A 16873-nucleotide genomic window follows, 5' to 3' on the forward strand; every position below is an offset into this window, starting at 1 on the left:
ACGGCCTACATCGGCAGATCCGGTGAGTCGACGCCCACCACGCGGTCGCCGCAGAACACCCGGATCGACTCGGCCGGGCCGTGGCCGCCGATCCCGGACGGGCCCCAGAAGCTCTGCGCGGAGTCGTCGCCGAGGTCGGCGACCTTGGCGCCGTTGACGCGCACCTCGCCGGACTTGATCCGGGCGCCGACGGCGATCGCGCGGTCGGTGTCGGTGCCGAAGACGTACGCGTCCAGGCCCGACGGGTGCGCGTTCGCCGCGCGCAGCGCCTCTGCTTCAGAGTCCACGCCGTGCAGCGAGACGACCGGCCCGAACAGCTCCGCCGTCGTGCGGTCGGGGTCGGACCCGGTGGCGACGGTGGGCGATAGGAAGAACCCCGCCAGCGCAGGCAGCTCGCCCGGCTGGTCGATCTCGGCCCCGAGGGCGCGTAGGCCGTCGATCCGCTGCCGCAGCGTGCGGAAGTGCGGCTCGTTGGAGATCGGGCCGATGTCGGTGGTCTCGTCCAGCGAGTGCCCGATGCGCAGCTTCGCGATGCGTTCGCCCAGCGCCTCGCGGAGCGGCTGCACCAGGTGCTGCGGCGCGAGCACCTTGCCCGGTCCCTCGCACCACTGGCCGTTGAGATTCGTCATGCCCGTGAGGATCCCGTCGGCGGTCACGTCGAGATCGGCGTCGTCGAGCACGATCACCGGGTTGTTGCCGCCCAGCTCCAACTGCAGGACCTTGAAGTCCTCCGCCGCGGCGCGGGCGATCGCCCGTCCCGCCCCCGGGCCGCCCGTGAACGACACGACCTGGACCCGACGGTCGCCCGTCAGTGCAGCGCCGATGTCGCCCGTGCCGTGCACGAGCTGGAGGGCACCGTCGGGCAGGCCGGCGTCGACGAAGCACTCGGCGATCACCTGCGCGCTCGCGGGTGCGTGCTCGGAAGGCTTGAGCAGCACCGGGCAGCCGGCGGCAATCGCGCTCGCGACCTTCGCCGCCGGGATGAAGCTGGGGCCGTTCCACGGGGTGAGGATCGCCGCAGGGCCCCACGGGATCCGGTGCAGCCGAACGTCGCGGCCGCCCGCGGGGAGAGCGGTGACCCGGGCGATGTTCCGCGCCTCAGCAGCCGCGCCGCGCAGGCGGTCGGGGAGGAACGCCGCCAGCTTGCGAGTGGCGCCGATCGCTGTGCCGCTCGTGAGGGCGTCGACGCGCGCGATCTCCTCGAGCCGCTGCTCGACGTTCGCCGCGGCCCGTTCCAGCGCCTCGGCGCGGTCGATCCGGAATTCGTCGGCGGTGAAATCCGTCGCGTCGTAGACGCGTTGCGCGAGGTCCAGCGCCCGGTCCAGATCGGCGTGGGTCGTAGTCACCGTGCGGTGCACGGGCTCGCCGGTGTTCGGGTCGACGTTCCAGCTGTCGAGCGTCTCGCACTCGACCCACTCCCCGGCGATGTAGCTGCGGGGCTGGGGGAGGGTGGTGGTGGTTTCGGTGGTCACTGGGTCACCTCGGTCTCGGAACTGGTGGGCATGGCGACGACGATCCGCGTGACGTCGCCCGATTTCATGGCCTCGAAGCCTTCGTTGATCTCCTCGAACGGGATGACGGCCGTGACCATCTCGTCGAGCAGCAGTCGGCCCTGCTGGTACAGGCGGGCGAACTGCCCGATGTCCTCGCGCGCCTGGCCGGAGCCCATGTACGAGCCGATCAGTCGCTTCTCGCTGAAGAAGAAGTCGGAGGCGGGGACGGGCACGTCGGTGTCGTCGGGTGCGATGCCCACCAGGCACGCTGTGCCGGTGGCCCGCACGATCGCGAGCGCGGTCGCGGCGGTGCGCGCCGACCCGACGGCCTCGAAGGCGTAGTCCACGCCGTCGCCGAGCAGTTCGGTGATCTCGGCCTGCACGTCGCCCGCACCGTTGATGGTGTGCGTGGCGCCGTACTCGTGTGCGGCCTTGAGCCGGGCGTCGTCGAGGTCGATACCGACGATCGCGGACGCGCCGGCCAGCCGCGCGCCTTGGATGATGGCCGAACCGACTCCTCCGCAGCCGATCACCGCGACGGTGGAACCCGGGCGCACCTGCGCCCCACGGAACACCGCGCCGACGCCGGTCACGATGCAGCAGGAGAGCAGGCAGCCGACGCGAGTGGGCACGTCGTCGGGCAGCTTCACAGCGGCGTTCGCGCGGAGAAGGATGTGCTCGGAGAACGCGCCCACGTCGCCGAGGCGGGCCACGGGCGTCCCGTCGGGAAGCGAGTACGCGGGCCGCGGCCTGCGCCGGATCTCCGTCTGCCGCTGACACTGGGTGGACCGGCCGGCGTTGCAGTTCGCGCACTGCCCGCACGACGGGGTCAGTGCGCCGGTCACGCGGTCGCCGGGCTTCAGGTCGGTGACGGCGGAGCCGACCGACTCGACGACGCCCGCGACCTCGTGCCCGACGACGACCGGTACCTCGGATTCGACGGTGCCGGTCATATAGTGCAGGTCGCTGTGGCACAGCCCCACGTGCGTGACGGCGACGCGGACCTCGTGCGGCTCGGGATCGTCGACGTGGATGTCGGTCAGGTGCAGAGGCCGGCCCACCTCGGTGAGCACGGCGGCGCGGGTGGTGATCATCGGTTCGCTCCGTTCGCGGTGGCGGGTGTGCGTGCGTCCCAGAAGCCCTGGACACCAGCAGTGAACGCGCCGCTGTTCCAGGACTCGTCGGCCGCCGCGTCCTCGCGCTCGAAGGCGCGCTCGATCTCCTCGATCGACGGCCGCAGCAGCTCGAGGTGCAGGGCGGTGTTGTTGACGCCCTCGGGGGTCCACGCGTGCACGGTGTCAATGGCGCGGTCCAGCAGTGCTTCCGGTTCGACGATTTCGTCGAGCAGGCCGATCTCCAGTGCCTCGTCGGCGCCGACGCGCTCGGAGGCCAGGACCATCCGCATCGCGTGTCCGCGGACGATGCGGGGCAGCAGGATGCTGGACGCGTTGGAGATGGTCAGGCCGCGTCCGTTCTCGGGCTGGTAGTACTCGGTCTGGGGCGTGCCCAGCCGGGCGTCGCAGCACAGGGTGATCTCCGACGCACCGCCCACGGCGATGCCGTTGATCGCCGCGATCACGGGCACCCGGGTCTCGATCACGGCGCGGGTCACGTCGTGGAAGCTCTCGAAACTCTCCCGCATCTCCGCGAAGGACGTGGGCGCGGCGGCGAGGTCCTCGCCCGCACTGAACGCGCGCCCGGTTCCGGTGAGTACGATGCCCCTGGCCTTGTCGCCGGCGCCGTACTCGCGGATCAGCGCGGAGAGGTGCCGGCGCATCGGCGCAGTCAGCGCGTTCAGCTTCTCGGGGCGGCGCAGCGTGATGACGGCGACCTCTCGGGTCACCTCGACGAGCACGTGCTCGGTCGCCTGGTCGGTGCCTTCCACCTGGTTCTCCTTGTTCGATGGTGCCGGCGTGCGCAGGTCGTACACGGTGCCGGGGGCCTGCGCGGCGCGGGCTTTGAGTGCGGGTTTGGACACCCGCTCGGACGGGGTGCGCGGGAAGTCCGCGACGAATTCGACGTAGCGCGGCACCTTGAAGCGGGCGAGGCGTTCGGCGACGCTGGCGACGATCGCCTCGGCGGTGGAGCGGTCCGCGGCGACGCCCGCCGCGAGCTGCACGAAGGCCTTGACCTCCTCGCCGAGTACGTCGTCGGGTTCAGCGACCACCGCGGTCGCGACCACGGCGTCGTCGCGCTCGAGCGCGGCCTCCACCTCCGCGGCGGCCACGTTCTCCCCACCGCGCCGCACCATGTCCTTGAGGCGGCCGACGAGGCGGATCCCACCGTGCTCGTCCTTGACGGCCAGGTCGCCGGTGTGCAGGCGGCCGTCGCGCAGGGTCCGCGCGGTCTCCTCGGGGCGGTTCCAGTAGCCGAGCATCATCGGCGCGCCGGCTACGGTCAGCTCGCCCGGTGTTCCGGCTGGGACCTCGGCGCCGTCGGCGTCGACGATCCGGACCTGCTTGGTGGGCATCGGGTTTCCGAGTGTTCCGCTGCCGACGGCGGCGGTGTCGTCGAACGGGCTGATCATGTCGATGCCGCTCTCGGTCATCCCGAAGACCTCACGCCAGGGCGCGCCCCAGCGCTGTTCGAGCTGGGCGTGCAGCGCCACGGGGATCGCGGAGCAGAATACCGCGCGCAGCCGGTTGTCCCGGTCGTCAGGGCCGGGCGGCTGCTTGAACAGCAATGTCGGCATCGAGCCGAGCACGTAGCAGAACGTCGCGCCGTGGAGGCGCACGTCGCGCATGAAGCCGGACGCCGAGAACTTCGGCAGCACCACCAGCGGTGCGCCGGTCGTCAACGCCAGCACGGTGTTCCACTGCGGGTCCATGTACGAGAAGGGCTGTGCCGTCAGCAGCACGTCGTCGGGGCCGAGGCCGGCGGCTCCGGCGCAGGTCCAGCCGATCCGGGTCCAGTAGTCGTGCGTAAGCATGCACGCCTTCGGGAATCCGGTGGTGCCCGACGTGTACTGCAGGTTCGCGAGGGTGTCCGGGCGGATGTCCACGGCGGGGGCGGTCGACGGGTGTTCGGTGCCGGTGGTCTCCGCGATGTCGACCACGCCGACGCCGGCGACCGCCGGATCGCTCGCGATCACCTCGCGCACCAGCGGCAGGTGGTCCGCATCGGTCACGATCACGCGGGTGCCGGAGTCCTCTAGCACGAACCGCAGGTCGGCCGCGCGGTAGGCGGAGTTGACCGGCACGGCGACCGCGCCGGCCTTGAGCACGGCGAACCAGGTGAGTGGCCAGCCGGCGATGTTGGGCAGCATGATCGCGACCCGGTCTCCCGGGACGATGCCGTGGTCCGAGATCAGCAGGTGCGCGAGCCGCGACGACGCCGCGTCGGCCTGCTCGTACGTCCACGACTCGTCGCCGAACCGCAGCAGCTCCGCGCCCGGCGTGCGGGCGGCACCGTCGGCCAGAAGTCCGGTGACGGTGCCGATCCGCGGGGCGTCGCCGAGCTCGCTCGGGTCGACGGCGATCCGCCGCCCGACGTCGTCGGTGTGCGATGTGGTGGTCACTGCCAGGCCTCCTGTCGGCTCTTCGATTCGTCGACGATCCAACTCATCGCCGGGTCGTCGCTGTCCATCCACTCGGGATGCCACTGCACGCCGAGGATCGGTGCGCCGGGCATCTCGACAGCCTCGACGACGCCATCGGACGTCCGGCCCGTGACGATCAGGCCGCTGCCGCACCGGTCGACGGCCTGGTGGTGCCACGAGTTGGTGGTCATGCTGGGGCCGAAGACCCGCGCGGCGGTCGAGCCGGGCTCGAACCGCACCACGTGGACGGCGTCGCCGTCGGTGGGGGCGGCCTGCGGTGACAGGTGCGGGATCGGTCCCGGTGGGAGGTCCGCGATCAGCGTCCCGCCGAGTGCGGTGTTGAGCACCTGCAGTCCCCGGCACACGCCGAGCAGCGGGATGCCGCGGTCGATGGCCGTACGGGTGAGGGCGAATTCGTACTCGTCGCGTTCCGGGTCGTGCGCATTTGTGTCGGTGCGCGGGTCCACGTCGCGGACGACGGAGGTGTCGCCGCCCCAGAGGGAGGGGTGGACGTCCTGCCCGCCGGTGATCACCACGCCCGACAGCCACTCGCAGGCGTCGTCGGGGGCGGCGTCGTAGGGCAGGTGCACCGGCACGCCGCCGGCCTGCGCGATGCGGGTCGCGAACGCGGACATGAACGAGTCCATGCACGCCGCGCCGTAGCGGGGGTCGGATCCGGCGATCAGGCTCAGTTCGAAGCGGCGGCCGGTGATTCCGATCAGTGGCCGGCGGCTCATGAGAACTCGAAGTAGCGTCGGGACTCCCACTCGGAGAGTTCGGCGTACGGGTCGCCGCCCTTGGTGTGGAACTCCATCCACTCCCAGCGCCGCGACGCCGTCCAGAAGTCCACGAACTCGTCGCCGAGGTACTCGCGGAGGATCTCGTCGCGGTCGAGTGCGGTGATCGCCTTGGTGATGGAGTCGGGGATGCGCTCGACACCGCAGTCGTCGGGTAGGCACCACGCCATGTCGTCGACCTGCGGCGGGGCCAGTATATTCCGCTCGATGCCCGCGACGACACCCGCGAGGACGCCTGCGAGGGCGTAGTACGGATTCACATCCGATCCGGGCACGCGGTACTCCAGCCGCGAGTACTTCGGGTGACCGGCGATGGCGCGCAGCGCGGCGGTCTTGTTGTTCACGCCCCATGAGATGGTGGTCGGCGGCCCGGACACGTCCACGAGCCGGCGGTACGAGGTGATCTGCGGCAGCGCGAGCAGGGTGTTCCCGGCCATCGTCGCCATGAGGCCGCCCACCGCCTGCAGCATCACCTCGGACGGGCCGTCGGGGGAGTAGAACTGATTCACGCCGTCGCGCTGCAGCGACAGGTTGATGTGCGCGCCCTGCCCGAAACCGGCGGTCGGCTTGGCCATGAAGGTGACCGAATGGCCTTTCTCGCAAGCTATCTCGCGCATGACCTGCTTGGTCCGCACCCATGCGTCGGCGAGCGCCAGCGGCTCGGTGGGAGCGATGTTCAGCTCGGTCTGGCCGGGCGCCGCCTCGTCGGTCCAGGCCTCCCAGACGATGCCGAGCTCGTCCAGGCGGTCGGTGACGGCCTCCATGTACTCGATCCAGTCCGCCGACCGCGCGAGGTTGTAGGTGGAGCCGGTGTCGCCGCCCAGCGCGGTGAGGTCGCGGTAGCCGCGCGCCCTGGCCTCCTGGATCGACTCCTCGAACAGCGTCGTCTCGATCTCCACGGCGACAGTGGCGGTGTAGCCCAGGCCTGCGAGCCGGTCGATCAGGCCGCGCACCATGTTCCGCGGGCAGATCGGCACGGGGCGGCCGTCCTTCATCCAGAAGTCGCCGATCACGGAGTCGACGCCGGGCTTCCACCGCACCAGCGTGCTCATGTCGGGGATCAGGGAGATGTCGTAGAGATTGCCGCGCCACTCGGGGTAGGCGTCGCCGAACACGATCTCGGTGCCCATGTCGATGGCGAACAGCACGTCGGCGAAGGCGAAGCCGGATTCCCGGCCCGACGCGAACTTCGCGGGCGTAACGTTCTTGCCCATGAAGGTGCCGTCGTGGTTGGTCGCCTCCACGCGGTAGGCCTTGGCCGCGCCGGGTGCACCGGCTCCGGACCGGTTGGGATCAGACATCGTAACGGGCCTTCCAGGAGGCAGCGGTCATGACCGACAGCTGCGCGAGAGAACCCTGGACCCGCAGGCCGCGCTCCAGGGCGGTGAACAGGAAATCGTTGCCGGTGAAGAATCCGGCCAGTGCGTCTGCGCTGCCGACGATGCGATAGGCGACGTCCCCGACGCCGAACCTCGCCTCGTGCTCGCCCTCGATTCCGCGGGCAACCACGGTCAACACGTCGGGCATGCCGGGGATGGCGCGGGTCTGATCCCAGAAGCGGGCACCCGCCTCCTGCCAATCGGGCAGGGGGACTTGCAGCGCGCGGAGCATCGCATCGGCGAGGTCTGCATCGCCTTCGGCATCGACCCGTGCGCACCGGCTGTCGAGGTCGACGACCACGGTGGCGTCGACAGGGGCGAAGACACCTCCGGTGACGGCGACGAGGCCGTCGGTGAAGGTGACGGTGGCGGCCTGCGGGGTCGAGTGGGAGCGGATGGCGACGGATCCGGAACCGCGGCCGAGCACGTCGGCCGCGTGGCCGGTCCGCCTCGCGTCCCGCAGGATCCGGCCGATGAGGCGGACGATCGGCGTCGCGTCGTCGTCGATCGAGATCCGGACGGCATTCGCGACCCCGGCTGGGGGAATGGTGGTTTCCATGGCGTTTTCTACTTTCTGGAGGGGGTGGCCCGCTGTGCGTGGCCGGAGTCACTCGAGGGTCGCGTACACGTCCGGCCGGCTGCGGCGCAGCGCGAGCGCCCACAGGAGGCCGGCGACGAACGCGGCGGCCAGTACGGCGAGGAAGACGTCGGCGAGGGTGGCCGAGCCGATGAGTACGTCGAAGTTGCTCACGACCAGCACGAGGATGGCCCCGAGTGCGGCGAGCGCGAGGACGGGAGCGACGGTGCCGCGCCACAGGCTCGTCGTCCGCTCCCGGAGGAAGTGCACCACGATCGCGGCCGAGGTGAGGGCCAGCAGCGTGATCAGCCCGAGCGTCCCGGCGCCGCCGAACCACGCGTAGACCTGCGTGACGGGGTCGAGGCCGGCGATCGCGGTGACCGCGACGAGCACGCTGATCACCGCGGAGGTGAGGAGCGACGCGACGTGCGGCGACCGGTGCACGGGGTGCACCTCGCCGAGACGCCGGGGCAGTGCGTCCTGCCGGCCGAGGGCGAACAGGTACCGCGAGACCACGTTATGCGCGGTGAGGATGCACGCGAAGAAGCTGGTGACCAGGAGCACCTGCACGCCGTCGTGCGCGACCTGCGAGACGTAGCGCGTCGCGAGCCCCGGCGCGAGCCCCTCGGGGTCCTGCCCGGCGAGCTCGGCGGCGCGGGACACCCCGAGACCGTTGATCATCGCCCACGAGGAGAAGGCGTAGATCACGGCGATGAGGATCACCGCGATGTAGGTGGCGCGGGGCACGGTGCGGTCGGGGTCCTTCGCTTCGGACCGGAACACCGCGGTCGCCTCGAAGCCGACGAATCCGAAGACCGCGAACATGATCCCGGTTCCGGTGGCGCCGCTGGTGAACGCGCTCCAGGAGAGCGGCTGGGCCGAGAGGCCGTCCGCGCCGCCGCGGAGCACGATCGCGAGGTCGACCAGCGCGACGATCCCGATCTCCGCGACCAGCAGAACACCGAGCACGCGGGCGCTCACCTCGACGTTGCGGTAGCCCAGGTAGCCGATCGCCGCGAGCCCGGCAGCGGAGAGGATCCACCACGGCACCGATACCCCGGTGAACGTGACGATCACGTTGCGGGCGGCGGCACCGAGGTAGCCCGTCACGGAGACGATCAGGACGGCGTAGGTGACCAGGGCGAGCGCCGCGGCACCGAGGCCGACGGTGGTGCCGAGGCCGCGCTGGACGTACGAGTAGAAGGCGCCGGCGTTCCGGACCTCGGGGGTCATCGCGGAGTAGCCGACGGTGAACAGCACCAGCACGATCCCGACGATCACGAAGTCGACGGGGGTGCCGATGCCGTTGCCGGTGCCGAGCATGAGCGGGATCAGCCCGGCGAAAACCGTCAAAGGGGCGGCGAACGCCACCACCATGAAGACGATCTGCGGGACGCCGAGCGTCCGCTCGAGACCGGCGCCGACCTGCGGTATCGGCACTTCGCGCTGCTGAGTCATGGCGAATGCTCCGTTCGAGAAGGGATACTGGTGATAGGGGTCACACAAGATTACCGATCGATCGGTAAGTGTCAAGGTCGTGATGAAAGGCAATCAGGAATTTCGAGGATTAACAGGACGAACGATCAGTAAGATCTTCGAGTATGGACACCGAGACCAGGATCAGATCGGCGGCCGTCGCGCTGTTCGCGCAGCAGGGGTACGCCGCCACCGGAATCCGCGAGATTGCCAAGCACGCCGGCGTCTCCAACGCGGCGATCTACCACTTCGTGGCGAACAAGGAGGTGCTTCTCGTCGACATCATGCGGCAGATGCAGCGCGGGCTGACATTGTCGATGGAGACGGCGTTGCACGGCATCACACGCCCCGAAGACCGTCTCGCGTTGCTGATCAGCGGACTCGCGGGGGCTCATGTCATTAACCCGAAGACGGGGTTGGTGTCAGACGGCGAGATCCGCTCGCTCGCGCCCGGGAGCGCTGAGCACGACGAGATCGTCGGCTTGCGTGACGGGTACGAGGCGCTGTGGCGTGACGCCCTCCGCGACGGGGTAGACCAGGGCGTGTTCCGCGTTGCCGACCAGCGGCTGACCCGCATCGCGCTGTTGTCGATGTGTTCCAGCGTGAGCGAGTGGTACCGGCCAGCGGGAGCGGACGACGGCCCGTCGATCTGCCGGGGGTTCGTCGGGATCGGCCTCGCTGCGGTCAGCGCCCGCCGGGATGGACGGGAAATCTCGATCGAGGACGTCCCAGTGTTCGACTTCACGATGATCCCGCGGGTTGATTGGGAACCCTGAGCGGCGCGGCGTCGAGTACCTCTTGGGCTGCGCGTTCCGCTGCGCTGACCGCACCGTCGATATAGCCCTGGTTCAGGATCGCCGTCTCCGTTCCGGCCCAATGGATCCGGCCGATGGGCCGCCGGTCGGCGTCGGTGTACTGCGTCAGCGATCCGGGTGTGCGGGAGCCCACGCAGCCGCTGATCCACTGCTCGTGGGTCCAGTCCTTCTCCAGGTACGCCACCGGATTCGCGGCCTCGGGCCCGAACAGGGTGGTGAGGTCGGCGAGGAAGGCGTCACGGCGCACCGCGGGATCGTCGAGGATCGCGTCGGACCAGTGCTGGCCGCCTCCCGCGCCGGCGGTGCCGTGGAAGGTCAGCAGAATACCGACGCTCCCGTCCGGCGGCGAGTTGTCGACCACGTAGTTCGCGACCGGGAGGTCGGTGACGGCCTGGCCGTTCAACCCCTGCTCGCGCCAGAACGGCCGGTCGTAGACCGCGAACAGCTTGTTCTCGGAGCCGGTGCTCCACCGTCGCTGCAGCATGCTGCGCCGGGTCGGGAGATCGGGAGTGAACCGGATGCGGGTCGCGTCCGCCGGCGACATCGAGACGATGACACGATCCGCGCGGACGTCGAGCCGTGCGGACCGGACGAGCACCCCGTCGGCGTCCTGGTGGACGTCGGACACGGGGGAGTCGAGCACCACTTTCGGTCCGAGGTCCGCCGCCATCCGGTCGGCGATCGCCGCCGTCCCGCCCACTACGCGTGATTCCTGCGCGCCGTCGGTGATGTTGACGGCGTGGTCGATACCGCCGCCCCCCTTGATCCGTGCGAGCTGGACCAGCAGCGAGGTGCTGTGCAGGTCCTCCGCGTTGGTCACGGTGAAGGCCATCGTGAACATCTCTCTGGCCTCCGCGGTGAACGAGTGCTCGTCGATCCAGCGGCCGAAGGTGGTCGCATCCCACTCCTGGGCCCGGCGCGCCGTCCACGGCGCTTCGAGGGGGATCGATTTCGCCATCCGCTCGAGCCTCAGTTGCAGCTGGGCGAAGTCGGCGATCGCGAGTGGGCTCATCGGCGGGATCGTTCCGTCGTAGCGCTTCGACCGTCCGCGGCGGTGGTAGATCGACTTGCCGTCGGTGAACGTCTTGAAGGTCGTGAGGCCCAGTTCGTCGATCAGTGCCAGGACGCGGTCCTGGCCGGGGCCGACCCACTGCCCACCGCCCTCGGTGATCACGGCGTCGGTCACCTGCAGGTTGACCGTCCGGCCGCCGACGCGGTCGCCGGCCTCGATCACCGCCACGGAACGCCCGGCCTGGGTGAGCCGCCGTGCGGCCGTCAGCCCGGAGATCCCGGCGCCGATCACCACGACGTCGACGGTGCGCTGCTCGGTCATACCGCAACCTTCTCGATGTGTGAGACGACGTGGTCGGCGATGCGCAGGGCGAGCGCGTCGGGAAGGTGATGCCCCATGCCCTGGATCACGATGTGGCGGGCGTGCGGGATCGCGGCGGCCGTCGCATCGCCGCCCGACGGCGCCACGATGAGGTCGCGGTCGCCGTTGATCACCAGGGTGGGCGCGGCGATCCGGGCCAGCTCGGCGGTGCGATCACCCGAGGCGGCAATCGCCTGGATCTGCCGGGCGGTGCCGGCGACACCGTCGCCCGCTGTGCGGTTCCAGGTGGTGACGGCGTGCGCCGCCTCCTCGACCTCGTCGATCGGGTAGGCCGTGCCGGCGAGGTGGGCCGTCATCCGCAGGTGCGCGCGGACGGCGCCCACCCGATCCCGCGGGGGCGGGCTCGCGATGAGGGCCTTGGTCGACGCCGCGGGCTGTCCCACCTTCGGATTCCCGGTGGTGGAGTACAGCGACGTCAGCGACGCGGTCAGCTCGGGGTACCGCGCGGCCACGGTCTGCGCGATCATGCCGCCCATCGACCGCCCCACGACATGCGTGGGGCCGAGCCCGAGATGCTCGATCAGCTGGGCCGCGTCGTCGGCCATGTCCGCCAGCGTGTAGGCGTCACGGCGCGCTTTACCCAGAAGCTGCTGCAGCGTGTTCGGCGGCGGTGTCGTTGCGTACGTCGACCGCCCGCAGTCCCGATTGTCCATGCGGATCACTAGGAATCCCGTGGTGGTCAGCGCGGAGACGAACCGGTCCGACCAGGTCGTGAGGTCCTCGCCGAGTCCGGCGATGAGCAGTACGGGCGGCGCGCCGTACTGGCCGTCCATCCGGTAGCAGACGCGGGTGCCGCTAGGGAGCTGGGCGAACCTGTCCTCGGTGTGCTCAGGCACGGACGGCCTCCTTCGCCGCCGACGGTGCTGCGTCATCCGTCGTGGAGCTGAAAACCAGGGCGTCGTCGAGCAGCGGACCGCGGAGGATCTTGGCGTCCTGCTGGTACGACATGGACATCTGGAACAGGCCCGTGCCCTGCTTCGGAATGATGTCCTTCGCGCGCTGGGCGTAACCGGAACTCAGGTCAACGATCGGCCGGCGCTCCATGGCCGGGTCGGCCTCGACGCGGACGCTGTCGTAGCCGAAGGCGTCCATGTGTGCCACGAGTGCGCAGAAGTATCGGCACAGGATGCTGATCTTCAGCGTCCACGGGGATGTCGTGTAGCCGATCGCGATGGCGAAGTTCGGGATTCCCGACAGGAGGTTTCCGCGGTAAGCCACGGTGTCCGGTAGGCATACCGGATCGCCATCGACGTCGAGTTCGATGCCGCCGAGCAGGCGCATGTTCAGGCCGGTCGCGGTGACGATCACGTCGGCGTCCAGGTGCTCGCCCGATTCGAGCGCGATGCCGGTCTCCGTGAACCGCTCGATCTTATCGGTGACGATCGAAGCGCTGCCGTCACTGAGCGCCTCGAAGAAGTCGCCGTCGGGGCACAGGCACAGGCGCTGATCCCACGGGTCGTACGGCGGGTTGAAGTGGGTGTCCACGTCGAATCCTTGCGGCAGGGATTTGATGTTCACGCGCCGGATGGCCGCGCGTGCCAACTTCGGGAATCCGCGCATGGCCTTGACGATGCCTCGTTCGATCCAGATGTTGGTGAACCGGGTCAGCGCGTAGCCGCGCTTCTCACCGAACCACTTGGTGAACATCAGCGCTGCGGAATCGACCTTCGCCCAGGGGATAACGTACGTCGGAGTGCGCTGCAGCATGGTGACGTGCGCCGCAGCACCATCGTGGTTCAGCATCGACGGGATCAGCGTCACGGCGGTGGCGCCGCTGCCGATCACCACGACCTTCTTGCCGGCGTAGTCGTAGTCCTCGGGCCAGTGCTGCGGGTGGAGGATGTCGCCGGCGAAGTCCTCGCGGCCCTCGAAGTGCGGGGTGTAGCCCTCGTCGTAGCGGTAGTAGCCGGTGCCGGCGAAGATCCAGTTGGCGGTGATGCGCTTGTCGCCCTCAGGTGTGCTCACGTCGAGGGTCCAGCGGGCGTCGGCGCTCGACCAGGAGGCGCGCTGTACGGCGTGCTCCATGCGTAGGAGGGGCGCCAGGTCGAACTCGTCGATCGTCTCCTGCAGGTAGTTCACGATCTTCGGGGCCTCCGCGATGGCGTCGGGGTCCGTCCACGGCTTGAACTCGTAGCCGAAGGTGTGCAGGCCGTTATCGGAACGGATGCCGGGGTACTTGAACAGGTCCCAGGTGCCGCCGATGTTCTCGCGTCCCTCGAGGATCGCCACCCGCTTGCCGGGGAACGCCTCGGTGATGTACTTCGCGGCGCCGATGCCGGAGATGCCGGCACCGACGATGATGATGTCGAATTCTTCGGTCTGGGGGAGTGTCTTCATCGGGGGCCTTTCGGTGGTGACGTTGTGTCCGTGGTCACTTGTTGTGCCTACGACGGTGCCGGGTCAGGCGTCATGTGAGCCACAACACACTGCTCCTAGTTCTGCGAAGGGGTAGTGCAATGTGCACACGCTCCCTGGGGGCGGCTATCGGAGATCGCATCGTCTGGTGCAAGGTGTTGCGCTACTCGCCCATAGGCGTTGCACCTCGTTGTAGCGCGTGCGGGATTCGCCGCGAGAGCGTGAGAAACGTCACGAGACACGGATCACACATCTCACGAAGGAACGGCAGCATGCGCGACTTGCTCTTCGCCGCAGCGGACATCTGGATGATCGCCATCGGATTCATCTGCGGCATCACATTCATCAGGAAGTACTCGAACTGGCTGATCGGCCTCGAGTGGATCATCATGGCCACGTCGGGAACGAACTTCCTGATCTACGGCGTGACGAAGGCCGGCACCGATTCGCCGATGTACCACATCGCGTACTTCCTCGACGCCTTCTCCCGGTCGATCGGCTTCACGGTGATCCTGGTGCTCGGCCTGCTCGCGGTCACTCACCGCTACCACCCGTCGAGGGCCGTCGAGATCGGCGCATTCGCCCTCGCCGCCGTGCTCGGCTACTTCCTCTCCGAGTTCGCCGTCGAGATCGGCACCCCCGGCAAGGTGTTCTTCCTCGTCATGGCGCTCGGCGTCAGCGCCTTCCTCGTGTACTACGGGCAGCGGCTGTGGGGGCTCGGCGAGCGCGCACAGGCCGGATGGGTGTGGTTCGCCACCGCGCTCAACGTGGTCGTGGCGTCGATCTACGACTTCTGGCACATCCCCGGCGACGACGCCAACCACACGCTGTTCTACATCCTCGCGCTGTTCACCTGGGGCTTGGCGATGCTCGTGGTCTACCGCTCGTACGTCGCCTTCGACGCGCACAACCGCGCCGCCGGCGGTGCGGTCGGCGCGCGACGGGTCGTCGCCAGCGAAGGGTGAAGTGCGTAAGCACTGGGGCTCGACACCGTTCAGCTACGATCACTTCACCTGGTTAGCGGTGACGTGAAAGCGAGCGTGGGTGAAACCGCCGTCGTTCGAATCCCTCCGCTTCCGCAGACGTCCTGAGTCGACTGCGGGCGGGCAACACCTCTTCCGGTGTCCCCTCCCGGAGGAGACGGTGCCGTGGCACGAGCATCGGGCCGAGTAAGGGGGCGGGTGCGTTGATCCTCGAATGGGTGATCATCACCAACCTGGGGTCGATCATGCTGCTCGGCATCGGTGTGCTGTTCATCGTGCTGTGGAGGATCGGCAGGAGTGCCGCGGGATACTCCGCCGGGCGGCAGCGAGCGGCGCTTCTGTGCGGTATCGCGATCTTCGGGTACGCGGCGGCGTCCGCCGTACTGTCGTTGCCGTTGTCGGTAGCGCAGGCGTCGATGATCCAGGGCGTCCTCTTCGTGATCGCCTCAGTGTTGCTCGCGCAGGGGCTCCTCGGCCGAGTCGCCCAGGGCCTGACGATCGGGTCCGCTGTGGCCGTCGTCGCACTGGTGGGGGCGGGGACCTGCTTCTTCGCGTACGTGCAACCGCATCTGGCCGGCCGGGTGCTGATCCAGTACGCGACCGTGGCCGTATTGTTGGTCCACACGACGGCACGGTTGCGGGCGCAGGTGCGACAGCGGTGGACGGACCGGCTGGTGATCGGCGCGGTATGTGCCTTGACGGCGTCCGCGGTCGTCACCGTGGCCCTGTGCTTCACATCTGCGGCGCCACATGAGATCCGGTCCGTTGCGGACCTGCAGGCGTTCCTCGATTCCGCACTGGGCTGGAGCCTCGCCTTCGGAGGCACCGTCGCCTTTCCCGCCGTGATGATCGCCGTTCTCGCGGCGTCGGTGGGTGATACGGTCCTCGATCTCGGTGCCCAGAGGGACCATGACGACCTGACCGGACTGCTGAACCGGCGCGGCTTCCACCGCCGGGCGGAGCGCGCGCTGCGCCGTTCCAGCCGGTGTTTCGTCGTCGTGGCCGATCTCGATCACTTCAAGGCGATCAACGACGAGTTCGGGCACGCGGCGGGCGACGAGGTGATCCGGGTCGTGGCCAGAATTCTCACCGAGGTTCCGGGCGGCCCCCGCATCGTCGGGCGGCTCGGCGGCGAGGAGTTCGCGGTCGTGCTGCCCGAGAGCTCGGTTCGTCAGGGCGAGCAGTGGACGGAACGCGCGCGCACCAGGATCGCAGCGCAGCTGATCCCGTTCCAGGATCACGTGCTCCGGGTGACGGCGAGCTTCGGCATGGCCGACGGTGCCCGTGGTGCCTCCCTAGCCGACCTACTCGGGACGGCGGACAAAGCCCTGTACCTCGCGAAGCTGAGCGGTCGGAACCGTACCCATCGGGCGTCGGGATACCTCGACTGATGGCCGTCGGCGGTCACGGCGGCGCGTCGGGCGGTCCGGTATTCGAGGGAGCCGCTACGGGGACATCTTCCGGTCGCGTTCGGTGGCCCAGTCCATGACCACCGTGATCGACGCGCTCAGCACCCGACCCACGGCGATCGCCTTCGCCCCGACGACGGTAGGGCTGAGCTCAGCGCGTCGAGGGGTGACTGCCCCTCCGCGTGTCACCCGCCGGCGAGAGCGAGGGTGAACAGGAAGATCGGCCACACGAGACCGTCGCTGTACCCGCTCTCGACGTTGAGAACGCTGCGCACCTTCGTCGGCCGCGACTGGTCGCGGACCACGTTGTCGGCCGGGGCGAAGTCGATGGGCATCGCAATGAATAGCACCCGCCCGACGAGGTTCGGCCACCCGTCCCCACAGGCGGCGCCCCTTGACCTCGGTCGCATCGACGAAGAGCAGGATGATCTCCGCGGTGTGCTGCACGAAGACGGTGTCGGTGCCGACGATCGTGCCGAAGGCGGAGGGACCGAACATGCCGACGGCACCGCCCGCCTCCACCGTGGCGACGGGGGCGCCCACGTTCCAGCGGGCCAGCCCTGTCGCGAACAGCGAGCGCAGCACGATCGCCGCGCTCACCGTCAGGAGGGCGGGAATTATCGCGATGTCCGGCGGTGCGCGGTGGAGAGGAGCACAG

At 69.2% G+C, this 16873-nt stretch carries 14 protein-coding genes; 3 read left to right on the plus strand and 11 right to left on the minus strand.

The window, feature by feature from the left end:
* Nucleotides 1-5 precede the first annotated feature (5 nt).
* Genes AC21LY_RS01520 through AC21LY_RS01550 form a run of 7 tightly spaced genes read right to left on the minus strand, consistent with a single transcriptional unit; the run spans nt 6 to nt 9242 of the window.
* Nucleotides 6-1472 carry an aldehyde dehydrogenase family protein gene (locus tag AC21LY_RS01520; RefSeq protein WP_489044375.1) on the minus strand — a complete coding sequence of 489 codons (1467 nt, stop codon included), beginning with the start codon at nt 1470-1472 and terminating at the stop codon, nt 6-8.
* Nucleotides 1469-2587, minus strand: coding sequence for a Zn-dependent alcohol dehydrogenase (locus tag AC21LY_RS01525; RefSeq protein WP_489044376.1), 1119 nt, complete (start codon nt 2585-2587; stop codon nt 1469-1471). Before AC21LY_RS01525 ends, AC21LY_RS01520 begins: the two co-directional genes overlap by 4 nt.
* Nucleotides 2584-5010 carry an AMP-binding protein gene (locus AC21LY_RS01530; RefSeq protein WP_489044377.1) on the minus strand — a complete coding sequence of 809 codons (2427 nt, stop codon included), beginning with the start codon at nt 5008-5010 and terminating at the stop codon, nt 2584-2586. Before AC21LY_RS01530 ends, AC21LY_RS01525 begins: the two co-directional genes overlap by 4 nt.
* The gene (locus AC21LY_RS01535) at nt 5007-5768 is read right to left on the minus strand and encodes a gamma-glutamyl-gamma-aminobutyrate hydrolase family protein (RefSeq protein ID WP_489044378.1); all 762 of its coding nucleotides are present in this window, start codon (nt 5766-5768) and stop codon (nt 5007-5009) included. The genes AC21LY_RS01530 and AC21LY_RS01535 overlap by 4 nt, the downstream gene beginning before the upstream one ends.
* Nucleotides 5765-7129, minus strand: a complete 1365-nt coding sequence (locus tag AC21LY_RS01540) for a glutamine synthetase family protein (protein ID WP_489044379.1) — start codon at nt 7127-7129, stop codon at nt 5765-5767. Before AC21LY_RS01540 ends, AC21LY_RS01535 begins: the two co-directional genes overlap by 4 nt.
* Nucleotides 7122-7766, minus strand: coding sequence for a hypothetical protein (locus AC21LY_RS01545; protein WP_489044380.1), 645 nt, complete (start codon nt 7764-7766; stop codon nt 7122-7124). Before AC21LY_RS01545 ends, AC21LY_RS01540 begins: the two co-directional genes overlap by 8 nt.
* Nucleotides 7767-7814: 48 nt before the next feature.
* Entirely contained in the window at nt 7815-9242 is a 1428-nt protein-coding gene (locus AC21LY_RS01550; RefSeq protein WP_489044381.1) for an APC family permease, read from the minus strand.
* A 143-nt stretch (nt 9243-9385) separates the two neighbouring features.
* On the opposite strand from AC21LY_RS01550, the gene AC21LY_RS01555 reads away from it, so the two are divergent.
* On the plus strand, nt 9386-10036 hold the full coding sequence (locus AC21LY_RS01555; protein ID WP_489044382.1) for a TetR/AcrR family transcriptional regulator: 651 nt from the start codon (nt 9386-9388) through the stop codon (nt 10034-10036).
* Here the strand turns inward: AC21LY_RS01555 and AC21LY_RS01560 are convergent.
* Genes AC21LY_RS01560 through AC21LY_RS01570 form a run of 3 tightly spaced genes read right to left on the minus strand, consistent with a single transcriptional unit; the run spans nt 10002 to nt 13805 of the window.
* On the minus strand, nt 10002-11408 hold the full coding sequence (locus AC21LY_RS01560) for a flavin monoamine oxidase family protein (RefSeq protein ID WP_489044383.1): 1407 nt from the start codon (nt 11406-11408) through the stop codon (nt 10002-10004). The genes AC21LY_RS01555 and AC21LY_RS01560 overlap by 35 nt on opposite strands.
* Nucleotides 11405-12304, minus strand: a complete 900-nt coding sequence (locus AC21LY_RS01565; protein ID WP_489044384.1) for an alpha/beta fold hydrolase — start codon at nt 12302-12304, stop codon at nt 11405-11407. Before AC21LY_RS01565 ends, AC21LY_RS01560 begins: the two co-directional genes overlap by 4 nt.
* Nucleotides 12297-13805: a flavin-containing monooxygenase gene (locus AC21LY_RS01570; RefSeq protein WP_489044385.1), complete on the minus strand. Its 1509-nt coding sequence runs from the start codon at nt 13803-13805 to the stop codon at nt 12297-12299. Before AC21LY_RS01570 ends, AC21LY_RS01565 begins: the two co-directional genes overlap by 8 nt.
* Before the next feature lie 290 nt (nt 13806-14095).
* Between AC21LY_RS01570 and AC21LY_RS01575 the strand changes: the two genes are divergently transcribed.
* Together AC21LY_RS01575 and AC21LY_RS01580 are read left to right on the plus strand one after the other, a co-directional pair.
* Nucleotides 14096-14788, plus strand: coding sequence for a transporter (locus AC21LY_RS01575; RefSeq protein ID WP_489044386.1), 693 nt, complete (start codon nt 14096-14098; stop codon nt 14786-14788).
* 236 nt (nt 14789-15024) lie between these two features.
* Nucleotides 15025-16197 carry a GGDEF domain-containing protein gene (locus AC21LY_RS01580; protein ID WP_489044387.1) on the plus strand — a complete coding sequence of 391 codons (1173 nt, stop codon included), beginning with the start codon at nt 15025-15027 and terminating at the stop codon, nt 16195-16197.
* 203 nt (nt 16198-16400) lie between these two features.
* Here AC21LY_RS01580 and AC21LY_RS01585 read toward each other — a convergent pair whose 3' ends face one another.
* A complete protein-coding gene (locus AC21LY_RS01585; RefSeq protein ID WP_489044388.1) occupies nt 16401-16550 on the minus strand; it encodes a hypothetical protein in 150 nt (49 codons plus the stop codon).
* Nucleotides 16551-16873: the final 323 nt, after the last annotated feature.

The organism is Tsukamurella sp. II2bb (assembly GCF_057815145.1).